The 13,203-nt window shown below is 62.3% G+C and carries 10 protein-coding genes; 6 read left to right on the top strand and 4 right to left on the bottom strand.

All coding sequences use genetic code 11. From position 1 onward, the window contains the following. Positions 1–9: 9 nt before the first annotated feature. Positions 10–2,292 carry a formate C-acetyltransferase gene (gene pflB / locus PG897_RS03040; protein WP_005300244.1) on the top strand — a complete coding sequence of 761 codons (2,283 nt, stop codon included), beginning with the start codon at positions 10–12 and terminating at the stop codon, positions 2,290–2,292. Between the two features lie 123 nt (positions 2,293–2,415). Here the strand turns inward: pflB and phnX are convergent, their stop codons facing one another. From phnX to phnW, 3 genes are read right to left on the bottom strand one after another with little or no spacing between them, the layout of a single operon-like run. Beyond that, complete coding sequence (phnX, locus tag PG897_RS03035) at positions 2,416–3,255, bottom strand: phosphonoacetaldehyde hydrolase (protein WP_024941586.1); 840 nt, start codon at positions 3,253–3,255, stop codon at positions 2,416–2,418. Continuing rightward, a complete protein-coding gene (locus tag PG897_RS03030; RefSeq protein ID WP_024941587.1) occupies positions 3,248–4,687 on the bottom strand; it encodes an aspartate aminotransferase family protein in 1,440 nt (479 codons plus the stop codon). The genes phnX and PG897_RS03030 overlap by 8 nt, the downstream gene beginning before the upstream one ends. Further along, a complete protein-coding gene (gene phnW / locus PG897_RS03025; RefSeq protein ID WP_024941588.1) occupies positions 4,684–5,826 on the bottom strand; it encodes a 2-aminoethylphosphonate--pyruvate transaminase in 1,143 nt (380 codons plus the stop codon). Before phnW ends, PG897_RS03030 begins: the two co-directional genes overlap by 4 nt. A gap of 253 nt (positions 5,827–6,079) precedes the next feature. Here phnW and phnR point away from each other — a divergent pair, with 253 nt between their 5' ends. The 5 genes from phnR to PG897_RS03000 all read left to right on the top strand — a co-directional run bounded on the left by phnR (position 6,080) and on the right by PG897_RS03000 (position 12,448). Next, positions 6,080–6,787 (top strand): phosphonate utilization transcriptional regulator PhnR, encoded by a 708-nt coding sequence (gene phnR / locus PG897_RS03020; RefSeq protein WP_024941589.1) that lies wholly within the window; start codon positions 6,080–6,082, stop codon positions 6,785–6,787. Positions 6,788–6,907: 120 nt separating this feature from the next. Next, a complete protein-coding gene (locus PG897_RS03015; RefSeq protein ID WP_080689388.1) occupies positions 6,908–7,927 on the top strand; it encodes a putative 2-aminoethylphosphonate ABC transporter substrate-binding protein in 1,020 nt (339 codons plus the stop codon). A gap of 268 nt (positions 7,928–8,195) precedes the next feature. Then, entirely contained in the window at positions 8,196–9,290 is a 1,095-nt protein-coding gene (locus PG897_RS03010; RefSeq protein WP_024941591.1) for a putative 2-aminoethylphosphonate ABC transporter ATP-binding protein, read from the top strand. Beyond that, positions 9,287–11,023, top strand: coding sequence for a putative 2-aminoethylphosphonate ABC transporter permease subunit (locus PG897_RS03005; protein ID WP_024941592.1), 1,737 nt, complete (start codon positions 9,287–9,289; stop codon positions 11,021–11,023). Before PG897_RS03010 ends, PG897_RS03005 begins: the two co-directional genes overlap by 4 nt. 18 nt (positions 11,024–11,041) lie before the next feature. Beyond that, a complete protein-coding gene (locus PG897_RS03000; RefSeq protein ID WP_201880814.1) occupies positions 11,042–12,448 on the top strand; it encodes an FAD-dependent oxidoreductase in 1,407 nt (468 codons plus the stop codon). A 117-nt stretch (positions 12,449–12,565) separates the two neighbouring features. Here the strand turns inward: PG897_RS03000 and PG897_RS02995 are convergent, their stop codons facing one another. Continuing rightward, positions 12,566–13,033 carry a YcgN family cysteine cluster protein gene (locus PG897_RS02995; protein WP_236660897.1) on the bottom strand — a complete coding sequence of 156 codons (468 nt, stop codon included), beginning with the start codon at positions 13,031–13,033 and terminating at the stop codon, positions 12,566–12,568. Positions 13,034–13,203: the final 170 nt, after the last annotated feature.

Genomic DNA, 13,203 nt, shown 5'->3' with positions numbered 1-13,203 from the left:
GTAATGAAAATGGCAGAACTTAACGAACAGTTCCAAAAAGCATGGGAAGGCTTCGCGGCCGGTGAATGGCAGACCTCTGTCAACACCCGTGACTTCATCCAGAAGAACTACACCCCGTATGAAGGTGACGAGTCCTTCCTGGCTGGCGCGACCGAAGCTACCACCAAGCTGTGGGACAAGGTCATGGAAGGCATCAAGATCGAGAACCGCACTCACGCGCCGGTCGATTTTGATACCGACCTGCCCTCCACCATTACCGCTCACGATGCCGGCTATATCGATCAGAGCCTGGAGCAAATCGTTGGTCTGCAGACCGACAAGCCGCTCAAGCGCGCCATCATCGCCAACGGCGGTATCAAGATGGTCAAGACCTCTTGCGAAGTGTACGGTCGTCAGCTGGACCCCATGGTCGAGAAGATCTTCACCGAGTACCGCAAGACTCACAACCAGGGCGTGTTTGACGTCTACACCAAAGACATCCTGAACTGCCGCAAGTCCGGCGTCATCACCGGTCTGCCGGATGCCTACGGCCGTGGCCGTATCATCGGTGACTACCGTCGTGTTGCCCTGTACGGTATCGACTTCCTGATGGCCGACAAACTGGCCCAGTTCAAGTCCCTGCAGGCTGACCTGGAAAACGGTGTCAACCTGGAAGCCACCATCCGTCTGCGCGAAGAGATCTCCGAGCAGCACCGTGCCCTGGCCCAGATGAAGGTGATGGCTGCCAAATATGGTTGCGACATCTCCGTTCCGGCCAAGACCGCCAAAGAAGCCGTACAGTGGACCTACTTCGCCTACCTGGCGGCGGTCAAGTCCCAGAACGGCGCGGCCATGTCCTTCGGTCGTACCTCCAGCTTCCTGGACATCTACATCGAGCGTGACCTGCAAAAAGGCCTGATCACCGAGCAAGAAGCCCAGGAGCTGATGGACCACATGGTCATGAAGCTGCGTATGGTTCGCTTCCTGCGTACCCCGGAATACGATTCACTGTTCTCCGGCGACCCGATGTGGGCTACCGAGACCCTGGCTGGTATGGGCGTTGACGGCCGTACCCTGGTCACCAAGAACAGCTTCCGTATGTTGAACACCCTGTACACCATGGGCCCGTCCCCTGAGCCGAACCTGACCATCCTGTGGTCCGAGAAGCTGCCGGTCGGTTTCAAGAAGTACTGTGCCAAGGTATCCATCGAGACCTCTTCCGTTCAGTACGAGAACGACGACCTGATGCGTCCGGACTTCAACAACGATGACTACGCCATCGCTTGCTGTGTGTCCCCGATGATCGTCGGCAAACAGATGCAGTTCTTCGGTGCTCGTGCCAACCTGGCCAAGACCATGCTGTACGCCATCAACGGCGGTATGGACGAGAAGATGAAGCTGCAGGTCGGTCCGAAGACCGACATGATCACCTCCGAGTACCTCGAGTACAACGACGTGATGGATCGTCTGGATCACTTCATGGACTGGCTGGCCAAGCAATACGTTGCCGCGCTGAACATCATCCACTACATGCACGACAAGTACAGCTACGAAGCCTCTCTGATGGCGCTGCACGACCGTGACGTCTATCGCACCATGGCTTGCGGCATCGCCGGTCTGTCCGTGGCCGCTGACTCCCTGTCTGCCATCAAGTACGCCAAGGTCAAGCCGGTTCGTGACGAAGATGGCGTGGCCATCGACTTCGAAATCGAAGGCGAATACCCGCAGTTCGGTAACAACGACGCTCGCGTCGATGACATCGCCTGCGACCTGGTTGAGCGCTTCATGAAGAAGATTCAGAAGCTGAACACCTACCGTGGTGCCGTGGCTACCCAGTCCGTGCTGACCATCACCTCCAACGTGGTGTACGGCAAGAAGACCGGTAACACCCCGGATGGTCGTCGCGCCGGTGCGCCGTTCGGCCCGGGTGCCAACCCGATGCACGGTCGTGACCAGAAGGGTGCCGTTGCTTCCCTGACTTCCGTCGCCAAGCTGCCGTTCGCTTACGCCAAAGATGGTATCTCCTATACCTTCTCCATCGTGCCGAACGCGCTGGGTAAAGACATGGAAGCCCAGAAAGCCAACCTGGCCGGTCTGATGGATGGTTACTTCCACCACGAGTCCAACCTGGAAGGCGGTCAGCACCTGAACGTCAACGTGATGAACCGTGAAATGCTGCTGGATGCCATGGAAAACCCGGAAAAATATCCGCAGTTGACCATCCGCGTATCCGGTTATGCCGTTCGCTTCAACTCTTTGACCAAAGAGCAACAGCAAGACGTCATCACCCGTACCTTCACCGCCTCTCTGTAATAGAGTCTCGGTGAACAAAAACCGGCGCCCAGGCGCCGGTTTTTTTATGCCTGATAGTCAGGAAACATAGACCTGAAAACCTGCAGGCAAGGCCGGCACTCCCCTTCTCTCAACCTGCCTTGTTCAGGGCCGCTCCCCTGCCGCCAGACGGCGGTTGATGTCGGCGATAACCGGGGCGATGTCAGCCAGGGTGTCGATGACGTAGTGCGCCCCCGCCGCCCGCAGTTTGGCCTCGGCCGGTGCGCGCCGGGCGGCGATCTCCGCCTCGCTCATGGCGGAAAACGCTTCCCAGGTGGCACCAAATTCGTTGCCGGAGACCGACAGGCCCACCGTCCACATGCCCGCATTCAGCCCTTCGCTGATGCCCGGCACGGCGTCATCCACCTTGATGCAGCGATGCACCGCGCTTACTCCGAACTCAATCACGTTGGCCAGCGCCATCCAGGGGCCGGGACGGCCACCGGCCTTGAGGTCATCGGTAGCGACCCAGTGATCCGGGCGATAGCCATGATCGGCCGCCGCCGGTACCAGCGCCTCCATCACCGGACGGGGGTAACCGGAGCAGGAGCCGATGCGCAGCCCCTGCTCCCGCAAGGCGTCCAGCACCGGTAGCACACCGGGGATGGGGGCGGCGAAGCGGGTCACGGCGGCAATCTGCAGCGGCATAAAGGTGTGATAGAGGTGGTCCACCTCGGCGTGGCTCATAGGGTGGCCAAAGCGGGCCTGCCAGCGCGCATCCACCGAGGGCAGCCGGCCGAGCGCCGCGATATGGTCCCACTTGCCCAGCCCCATGGGCTGGCGCGCCTCATCCAGGGTCACAGCAAAGTCATAGGCGCGGGCGAAGGCCTCGACGAAGATGGAGGTGGGGGCGAAGGAGCCGAAATCGACGACGGTGCCGGCCCAGTCGAGGATCAGCGCCTCCACGTCGGTGGTCGGGTGGATGGCAATCTGCAAGTCAGTCATGGTGGTGTTCCTGTTTCGGTGAAAGTGCGATCTCGCCAAGGGCGCGATCGAGAATGGCGATGGCGCGCACCAGATCGGCGCGGGCGATATTGAGCGGGGGCGAGAGCTGGATGACATTGCCCTGGGAGACCTTGAAGCTGAGGCCCAGCTCCAGACAGCGGTAGAGCAGCCGCTCGGCGGCCTGACTATTGCGGGCGCGACTCTGGTGATCGACCACCAGATCGAGTGCCCAGAGCAAACCTATGCCGCGCACCTGGCCAATGAGTGAATGACGCTTCGCTAACTTACCGAGCTCGGCGGCCATAAAACGGCCATCCTCCTGAGCCTTGGCAAGCAACCCCTCTTCACGGATGGTACTGATGGTGGCGAGGGCCGCCGCGCAGCCGATGGGGCTCTTCTCGTGGGTGTAGTGACCGAGCGAAAAAGCTGCAGCCTGATTGAAACGGTCGCGGGTGATGAGCGCGGCAAATGGCACCACCCCGCCCCCCAACCCTTTGCCTAGGCAGATGATGTCGGGCTCGATGCCGAATTCTTCGAAGCTGAACCAGTGGCCGGTGCGACCCAGAGCATTGGGGATCTCGTCGACGATCAGCAGCACCTGGTGGCGATCGCAGATCTCCCGCACCCGCTGCCAGTAGGCCTTCGAGGGCACCTGCACATCGGTGTTGCGAATAGGTTCGGCGATAAAGGCGCCGATCCCACCCTCCTTCTCGATGACGTACTCCAGATAATCGGCGTAGTGCAGGTCATCCCCCTCCCCGCGATACCAGACGCCGCGATAACGGGTGGGCGGCGGGATGCGCTCCACCCCGGCCATCAGCGGGCCCATACCGGTGCGAAAACAGGCCTCGCCGCCGACCGAGATGGCATCGAGGGAGGCGCCGTGAAAGGCATCCCACAGGGACACCACCTTGCTGTTGCCGGTAATGAAGCGGGCAAGCTTCAAGGCAATCCCCACCACCTCGCTGCCACCGGGGGCGAACAGCACCCGGTTGAGATCGCCGGGGGCCAGCTCGGCCAGGGTGCGGGCGCAGTCGATGGCGACCCGATGGGTGTAGCGGCGGGGCGCGAACGGCAAGTCGGCGAGTTGCCGCTGCACCGCGGCCACCACCTTGGGGTGACCGTGACCCAGCTGATGGACGCTGTTGCCATGAAAATCGAGGTAGCGCTTGCCAGATAAGCTGGTCAGCCAGCTCCCCTGCGCCCCCTCAATCAGATCCAGACAGGGGGTGGAGAGGGCCTGATGGAGAAAGTAGCGGCTATCCTCCGCCAATCCGGCCTGTACATCTTCCCTCTGACCCGCCCACCAGCGCGCCCGACCCTCGCCGAGGTTGATATCCCCTTCGCTGTCGGCGCGGCCGCTGCCATGCAGCTTATTGTCATGTAAATCGCAACCATGTAGATCGCGACCGTGAAGCGCTTGGCTCGTCATCGTGCTTCCCCTCGCCAGTAGCAGGCACAGGCCATGGCGGCGAGCAAGCAGCGCACCCGCTCAGGGGTCACGTCGCCGATATTGCCGATACGGAAGCAATCGGCTTGCGAGACCTTGCCCGGATAGATGACATAACCCTGCCCCTTGAGCCGCTGGTAGAAGTCGGCGAAGCGGTAGTCAGGGTGCGCCGGGGAGTAGAAGGCGGTGATGATGGGGGATTGCCACTCTTCTGGCAGCAGGGGCGCAAAGCCGAGCTCGGCCATGCCATCCACCAGGGTGCGCTGATTCTCGCTGTAGCGCCGATGGCGGGCAGCGATGCCCCCCTCTTCATCCAGTTCACGCAGAGCCTGGGCAAAAGCCAGCACGGTATGGGTGGGCGAGGTAAAACGCCACTTGCCCCCCTGCTGCTCCATGGTCTGCCACTGGGCATGCAGGTCGAGGGAGACCGAGCGGGCACGACCGGCGCAGGCCGTAAGCGCCACGCGGCGAGCGATGACGAAGCCAAAGCCCGGCACCCCCTGGATGCACTTGTTGGCGGAGCTGATCAGAAACTCGATGCCAAGGCGGCCCATATCGATGGGGATGCCGCCAAAGCTGCTCATGGCATCGACGATCAGGCGGATGCCGCGGCGCTGGCAGAGCTCGGCCACCTCCTCCAACGGGTTGAGCATGCCGGTGGTGGTCTCGCAGTGCACCATCGCCAAGTGGGTGATCTCGGGGTGGCGCACCAGCATCGCCTCGATGGCTGCGGGTTCCGGGCGGCTTGTCTCGCCGCAGTCGAGCTCATGGTGACGCAAGCCAAGGCAGCGGGCCATCTCCCCCATGCGGGCACCGTAGGCGCCGTTGTTGATGATCAGCAGACACTCGTCGGCGCCGATGGCCGAGCCCAGTACGCTCTCCACCACATAGCTGCCGCTCCCCTGCAGCAGCACGGCGCTGTAGTCGCTTTCATACTCCGGTGTGGTGGCGAGGCGCACCAGCTCGCGGCGGATGGGCTCCACCACCCCCTGGTTGTAGTCCGCATCCCAGGTGCAACTGTCTTGCAGCATGGCGGCACGCACCGTGGCGGTGGTCGAGAGGGGGCCCGGGGTCAGCAGCAGGTAATCGACGGCGGCAGGGGCCGCAGGAATATGGGTCATGACTTCGCTCCTTTTGGTATATACCAGAATGAGCGCATTGTGGGTAACTGCCCCGCCAAGGTCAAAGGGGTGGCGCTACGTGCAACAAAAAATTCATTTACGGCGCCGGGATCGCGATAATCTAGGAAGCCTGAACCACAGGGCCAAATCTGGTCTCTACCAATGTGTTTTGACGCCGCCGTTTAACGACCGCGCAGATAACCTGCCCTGTGCCCAGCCCATTGCCCAACTCATTGCACAACTAGGGATTTTCATGAGCAAACCGCAATACCTGCAGATCAAGGATGCCCTCGCCAACCAGATCTTGGCGGGGGGCCTGGCCCCCAACGACAAGCTCCCCTCCGAGCGGCTGCTGGGGGAGCTCTATGGCACCACAAGGGTCACCATTCGCGAGGCACTGGTGCAGCTGGAGGCGAACGGCCTTATCTATCGGGAGGATCGCCGCGGCTGGTTCGTCACCCCGCCGCGCTTTCGCCTCAACCCCAGACGCACCTCCAACTTTCACCAGATAGTGCGGGAGCAAGGGGGCGAGCCGCGCACCGAATTGCTGGAAAAAAGCCGCCAGGCAGTGCCGCCCGCGTTGATGGCGCAGTTGCAGCTCAAGCCGTTCGACAGCCTGTTTCTGCTCAAGCGGCTGCGCTATGCCAACGGGCGCGCCATCTGCTATTGCGAGAATCACTGCCTGCCAGAGCGGGTGCCCGGCCTGCTGGAGCTGGATCTCAACGGCAGTCTGACCGAGATCTACCAGGCCTATTACGATCTTCATTACGCCCGCATGCAGGTGCGTTTCTTCCCCACCGCCCTGCCGGACGAGGTGGCCAAGGCGCTGGGGGCCACCGCCGGTCTGCCCGCCCTGCGCCTCGAGCGGCTCAACTTCGATCAGCACGGTCGGGTACTCGACTTCGATCTGGAGTACTGGCGCCACGACAGCCTGGAGATCGAGGTGGATACCCAGGATTAATCAGGGGCAAATCAGGAATGGTAAAACGTCACGGGGCCGTCACCTGAACGTCATAAAGATCCCCTAGCCTCTCTCTCGACCAATCTGGTTTATACCAAGCCAATTCATATGGAGAAGAGGATGAAACAGGGAACCCATCTGCTGGCCGCCGCCGTGCTGGCTGCCATGACAGCGCCGGCACTGGCCGCAACCGATCTCACCGTCTACACCGCCTTCGAACCGGAGCAGCTCGGCGAGCTGAAAACCGCGTTCGAGCGCCAGCATCCGGATATCAACATCAAGTGGGTGCGCGACTCCACCGGCGTGGTCACCGCCCGCCTGCTGGCGGAAAAAGCCCAGCCCAAGGCAGACGTGGTATGGGGACTGGCAGCTACCAGCCTTATGCAGCTCGATCAGCAGCAGATGCTGAGTGCCTATGCCCCGAAAGGGCTGGAAAAGCTCGACAGCCGCTTTCGCGACAGCAAGGCCGAGCCGCACTGGATCGGTCTGGATGCCTTCTTCAGCGCCATCTGCTTCAACAAGGTAGAGGCGGAGAAACAGGGGATCCCGGCGCCCACCAGCTGGGCCGACCTCACCAAGCCCGTCTACAAGGGCAAGGTGATCATGCCCAACCCCAGCTCCTCCGGCACCGGCTACCTGAGCGTCGCCGGCTGGCTGCAGACCATGGGCGAGCAGCAGGGCTGGCAATTTATGAATGGCCTGCACCAGAACATCGACCGTTACACCCACTCGGGCTCCGCCCCCTGCAAGCTGGCCGCCAGCGGCGAGACGGTGATCGGCATCTCCTTCGACTTCCCCGCCACCAGCCTCAAGGCCAAGGGGGCCCCCATCGAGGTGGTCTTCCCGAAAGAGGGATCGGGCTGGGACATGGAAGCTGCCGCCATCATCAAGGGCACCCCCAAGCTGGAGGGCGCCAAACAGCTGCTCGACTTTGCCGCCACCGAACAGGCCAACGCCCTCTACAACAAGTCGTTTGCCGTGGTCGCCATTCCGGAGGTCGCCCAACCGAGAGCGGGCTACCCGGCGGATATCAAGGGTCAGATGATCGACAACGACTTTGGCTGGGCAGCCCGCGAGCGCAACACCATCCTCGCCCAGTGGAGCGCCAGCTTCGACGGCAAGACCGAAGCCAAGCAGTAATCCCGTTGAGGGCAGGTTTGTGCGATGGCTGCAAATCGCCGCCGACAGATCCATTGCTGAAGGCCAACCCAGGTTGGCCTTCTTTTTTGGCATCGCCCCCGTGTTTGTTCGTCCTCAATGGGTGGCGCCTCTCCCATCCACACGCAACCAAACCACCCGCTGGCGACCCGATGTCATCTGACTGTCATCAAGCCGTCATCCCCCGATCACCTGACCGTCACACTTTTCCTGCAATCTGGTATATACCAAATCAGTAGCGAGTCGCACCATGACCCAGCCCTATCTGGACATTCAACATCTCAACAAGCAGTTTGGGACTTTTCAGGCCCTCAAGGGGATCTCTCTGACCATTGAGCCGGGGGAGTTTATCTGCTTTCTTGGCCCCTCCGGCTGCGGCAAGACCACCTTGCTCAGAGCCATCGCCGGGCTGGATCTGCCGGACAGCGGCGAGATCTGGCAAGGGGGGCGCAATATCTCCCAGCTGCCGCCCCAGCAGCGCGACTTTGGCATCGTGTTTCAGTCCTATGCCCTCTTCCCCAACCTGACGGTGGCCCAGAACATCGCCTTCGGCCTTGAGAATCAGGGGCTGGCACGGGATCTCATCAAGGAGCGGGTCGATCACTGGCTGGGGCTGGTGGATCTCACTGCCCAGTCCCACAAATACCCGAGCCAGATCTCCGGCGGTCAGCAGCAGCGGGTGGCGCTGGCCCGGGCCTTGGCCCTCTCCCCCGGCCTGCTGCTGCTGGACGAACCGCTCAGCGCGCTGGATGCGCTGGTGCGCACCCATCTTCGCAGCGAGATCCGCGCCCTGCAGCAGCGCCTTGGCATCACCACCATCATGGTGACCCACGATCAGGAAGAGGCGCTGACCATGGCCGATCGCATCGTGGTGATGGAGGGTGGCCGCATCGTGCAGGTAGGCACCCCGCAGGAGATCTACCACCAGCCTACCAGCAGTTTCGTGGCAAGCTTCGTCGGCACCATGAACTTCCTCGACACCCTGGTGCTCGGCCCCAGCCAGGTACGCCTTAACGAGCAGCCGCTAACACTCGCCAACCGGGCCGCGGCCGGCAGCAAATTGCAGGTGGCAATCCGCCCCGAGGCGATCACCCTGAGTGCGCCGAGCGAGCTGTCTCTTGGGCAACATGGCGTTGAAGCAATCATCGATCAGGTGGAGTTTCTCGGCGCCGCCCAGCGCCTTATTTGCACCGCCGACACCTATCTGGGCCCGCAGCAAATTCTGGTGGAGCGCCCGACCCACGAGCTGCCCCGCCACGAACAGGGTGGCTGGCGCAGCGGCATGCGCTGCTCGCTGCACTGGCCCGCCGGAGCGATGCAGCTGTTTGAAGGAGATCGCCCATGACAGCCCCCCTTGCGACCTCCTCCCTGCTGCCGCCAGCGACAGCCCGCCAAGACTCTCGTTGGCAGCGGCTTTGTCGCGGCTGGAGCCGGGATCAACTGCTGCAGCTGATCCTGCTTTTGCTTGGCATCGCCCTGCTGGTGGGGGGCCTCTTGCTGCCGCTGCTCACCATGCTGCAAAAGAGCCTGCAGGATGAAAACGGCCTCTGGGTGGGCCTTGCCAACTTCAGCGCCTACTTCGACTCCCCTCATCTGGGGCGCACCATAGGCAACACCCTCTGGCTCGGGGTGCTGATCACCGCGCTGGTGGTGACAATCGCCTTTAGCTACGCCTATGCCCTCACCCGCACCTGCATACCGGGCAAGAGCCTGTTTCGCCTCATCGGTTTGCTCCCGCTCCTGATGCCCTCTCTGCTGCCCGCCATCAGTCTGGTCTACTGGTTTGGCAATCAGGGGATCGCCAAGGGGCTGCTCGGCGGCGAGAGCATCTACGGTCCTATCGGTATCGTCATTGGTCTGGGCTTCTGGTGCTTCCCCCACGCCCTGATGATCCTTATCACTGCGCTAGGTCAGAGCGACGCCCGCCTCTATGAAGCCTCCCGGGTGCTCGGCAGCAGCGGCTGGCGCACCTTTGTCACCGTCACCCTGCCCACCGCCCGTTATGGCCTGCTCAGCGCCGCCATCGCCGTCTTCACCCTCACCATCTGCGACTTCGGGGTGGCCAAGGTGATTGGCGGCCAGTACAGCGTGCTGGCCACCGATATCTACCGACAGGTGATCGGGATGCAGAACTTCTCGCTGGGCGCCGTTGCCAGCGTCACCCTGCTGCTGCCGGCGCTGTTGAGCTTTGCCCTGGAGCACAGGGTGCGCAGCAAGATGCAGGAGCAGAGCAGCACCAAGGCGGTGCCCTATAGCCCCAAGCCCCATCAGCTGCGGGATCTGCTGGCGCTCGGCTGGTGCACGCTCTGGGCCCTGCTGTTTCTGGCGCTGGTGGGGATGGCGGTTTACGGCTCGCTGGTACAGTTCTGGCCCTACAACCTCGCTCTGACGCTCGATCACTACGCCTTTGACAGCAACAGCGTCTATGGCTGGCAGCCCTTTACCAACACCTTGCAGCTGGGCCTCTATACCGCGCTTATCGGCACCGTGCTGGTGATGGTGCTGGCCTGGGCGCAGGAGAAGGGCCGCCACTTCGCGCCGCTGCGCCAGCTGCTGCATCTGCTCGCCATGCTGTCGCTGGCGGTACCCGGCATGGTGCTGGGGCTGGGTTACATCTTCTTTTTCAACGGCAATCCGCTCTTTGGCGGCCTATACGGCACCCTGCCGCTGATGGTGCTCTCCTGCGTCATCCACTACTACACGGTGGGTCATATGACGGCGCTGACCAGCCTCAAGCAGTTGCCCAAGGAGTTGGAGCTGGTGGCCATCTCATTGCGCATTCCGCTCTGGAAGGCGTTCTGGCGAGTCACCCTGCCCGCCTCCCTGCCAGCGCTGCTGGAGATCTTTATCTATCTGTTCGTCAACGCCATGACCACCACCTCGGCGGTGATCTTCCTCTATTCGAGCGACAGCGTGCTCGCCTCCATCGCCGTGCTGAACATGGAGGATTCCGGCGATACCGCCGCGGCCGCCGCCATGGCCACCCTGATCCTGCTGGCCGCCGCCACCATCAAGCTGCTCCAGCTCTTTTTGAGCCGCGCCCTGCTGGATCGCACCCAGCGCTGGCGCCACCAATAACCTTGTCGAGGAGTCATCATGTCCACTCTCCCCTTCTGGCTGGCCGAGGCGCTCGCCGCCGAACATCCCGCGCCCCCCACGCCCCTAGTCGGCCACCACGAGGCCGATATCTGCATCGTCGGTGGCGGCTTTACCGGGCTCTGGAGCGCCCTCGCCCTTAAACAGGCCGAGCCACACTTGCGCATCATGGTGCTGGAAAAAGATCGCTGCGGCAGCGGCGCCTCCGGGCGCAACGGCGGCTGTTTGCTCACCTGGTCAGCCAAGTATTTGACCTTAAAGCGCCTCTTTGGCGAAGAGCAGGCCGCCTGGCTGGTACAAAGATCCGAACAGGCGGTGCACGAGATCGCCCGCTTCTGCGAAAAGCACAACATAGAGGCAGAGTTGAGAGTCGAGGGCACCTGCTACACCGCCACCAGCGAGGCCCAGCGCGGCCTGATGGAGCCGGTATTGCGGGAACTCAAGCGAGCCGACCTTAACCAGTGGCAGGCGATTATGGAGGGTGAACTGGCAAGCCAGAGCGGCTCCCACGTTCATCTGGAGGGGCTCTACAGCCCTCATGCCGGTTCGGTGCAACCGGCGCTGCTGGTGCGCGGTCTGCTGCGGGTGGCGCGGGAGCTGGGGGTCGAGGTCTATGAGCACTCTCCCATGCAGCGCCTTGAGGCGGGCCCGCCGGCACGGGTGCAAACGCCGCAAGGTGAGGTGCGTGCCCGCAAGGTGGTACTGGCCCTCAACAGCGCCATGGTGCAGCACTTTCGCGAGTTTCGCCGCAGCATAGTGCTGGTCTCATCCGATATGGTGATCACCGACCCCGCGCCGGATGCACTGGCTGTCCAGCAGCTTGCGCACGGCCGCACCGTGGTGGATGGCCGCACCTTTGTCCACTACTACCGCTCCACCCCGCAAGGGCGGCTGATGCTGGGCAAGGGGGGCAACACCTTCGCCTTTGCCAACCGCCATCTGGCCGAGTTCGATGCACCGAGCCGTTATCTTGCCCCCCTCACCCGCACCCTGCGCCGCTTCTTTCCGGCGCTCAAGGAGGTGCCCATCGCCGCCAGCTGGTGCGGCGCCTCCGACCGCTCGGTGGATGGCCTCCCCTTCTTCGGCCACTGGCGAGGGCAGCCCAATATCGTCTATGGCCTCGGCTACTCCGGCAACGGAGTGGCGCAGAGCTGGATGGGCGGTCAAGTACTGGCAGCCTTGGTGCGCGATGAAGTACGGGAAGCGGACAAGCCGTGGCGCGACTGCGCGCTGGTCAGCGGCCCGCGTGGCTATTTTCCGCCCGAACCCTTTCGCTGGCTGGGAGCCATGGCGGTACGCAACGCCATCCGGCGCAAGGAGCGAGCAGAGGATGAGGGGCGCCCCGTGCCCTGGTACGACAAGAGGCTGGCCAGCCTAGCGGATGCGGCGGGCAAGGCGGACAAATAGGCGCCTTCCCACAGCGCTTTGGAAAAAGCCAGAAAACCGAAGGGGCAGGAGAGTGATGACTCCCCTGCCCCTTCGCAGTTGGTACGGCTCGCAGCTGACCCGATAGACAGGCTGGCGTTAGCTGGCCCAGGTAATGATGTGATCGATCCAGTCGCCGGCATCCACCTCGTGCACCACCTTGCCGCGCACCGACTGACCGGCCTGGTGCATGGCGCTGCGGCTGCCGGTGATAAGCGGATGCCACTCTGGCAGGTTCTGCCCCTCCGCCAGCAGGCGGTAGGCACAGGTCGAGGGCAGCCAGTTGAACTCGGCAATCTTGTCGTGGGTGATCTGCAGGCAGTCCGGCTCTTTCTTAAAGCGGTTGCCGTAGTCGGAGCACTGGCAGGTCTTGGTATTGAGCAGGTTGCAGGCCACGTTGGTGAACACCAGCTCCTCGGTATCCTCGTCGATCAGCTTGTTCAGGCAGCACTTGCCACAGCCGTCGCACAGGGACTCCCACTCCGTCATGGTCATCTGTTGCAGGCTCTTCGCCTGCCAAAATGGGGCGTTCTGCACGGGTTCTGTTTGCTGCGCGTTTTGCTGCATGAAGATAGGCTCACTCAATACACTGACAAGCGCGTGGTTATACGCTTTTTGGCCCAATTTTTCAAGTTGAGTGGGAAAGTGTCAAAGAAGCGAAAGGTCAGAAATTGCGAGTAAACGTAGGGCTTAGCTGCACGTAAGATAACAGTTTGTAATTTGGATCCTGAGCCTTA

Origin of the sequence: Aeromonas sp. QDB20, assembly GCF_027707805.1 — a bacterium.
In the GTDB taxonomy this organism is placed as follows: domain Bacteria; phylum Pseudomonadota; class Gammaproteobacteria; order Enterobacterales; family Aeromonadaceae; genus Aeromonas; species Aeromonas dhakensis.
The sequence above is the reverse complement of the archived record's forward strand: the minus strand, read 5'-3'. Positions and strand labels throughout refer to the sequence as shown.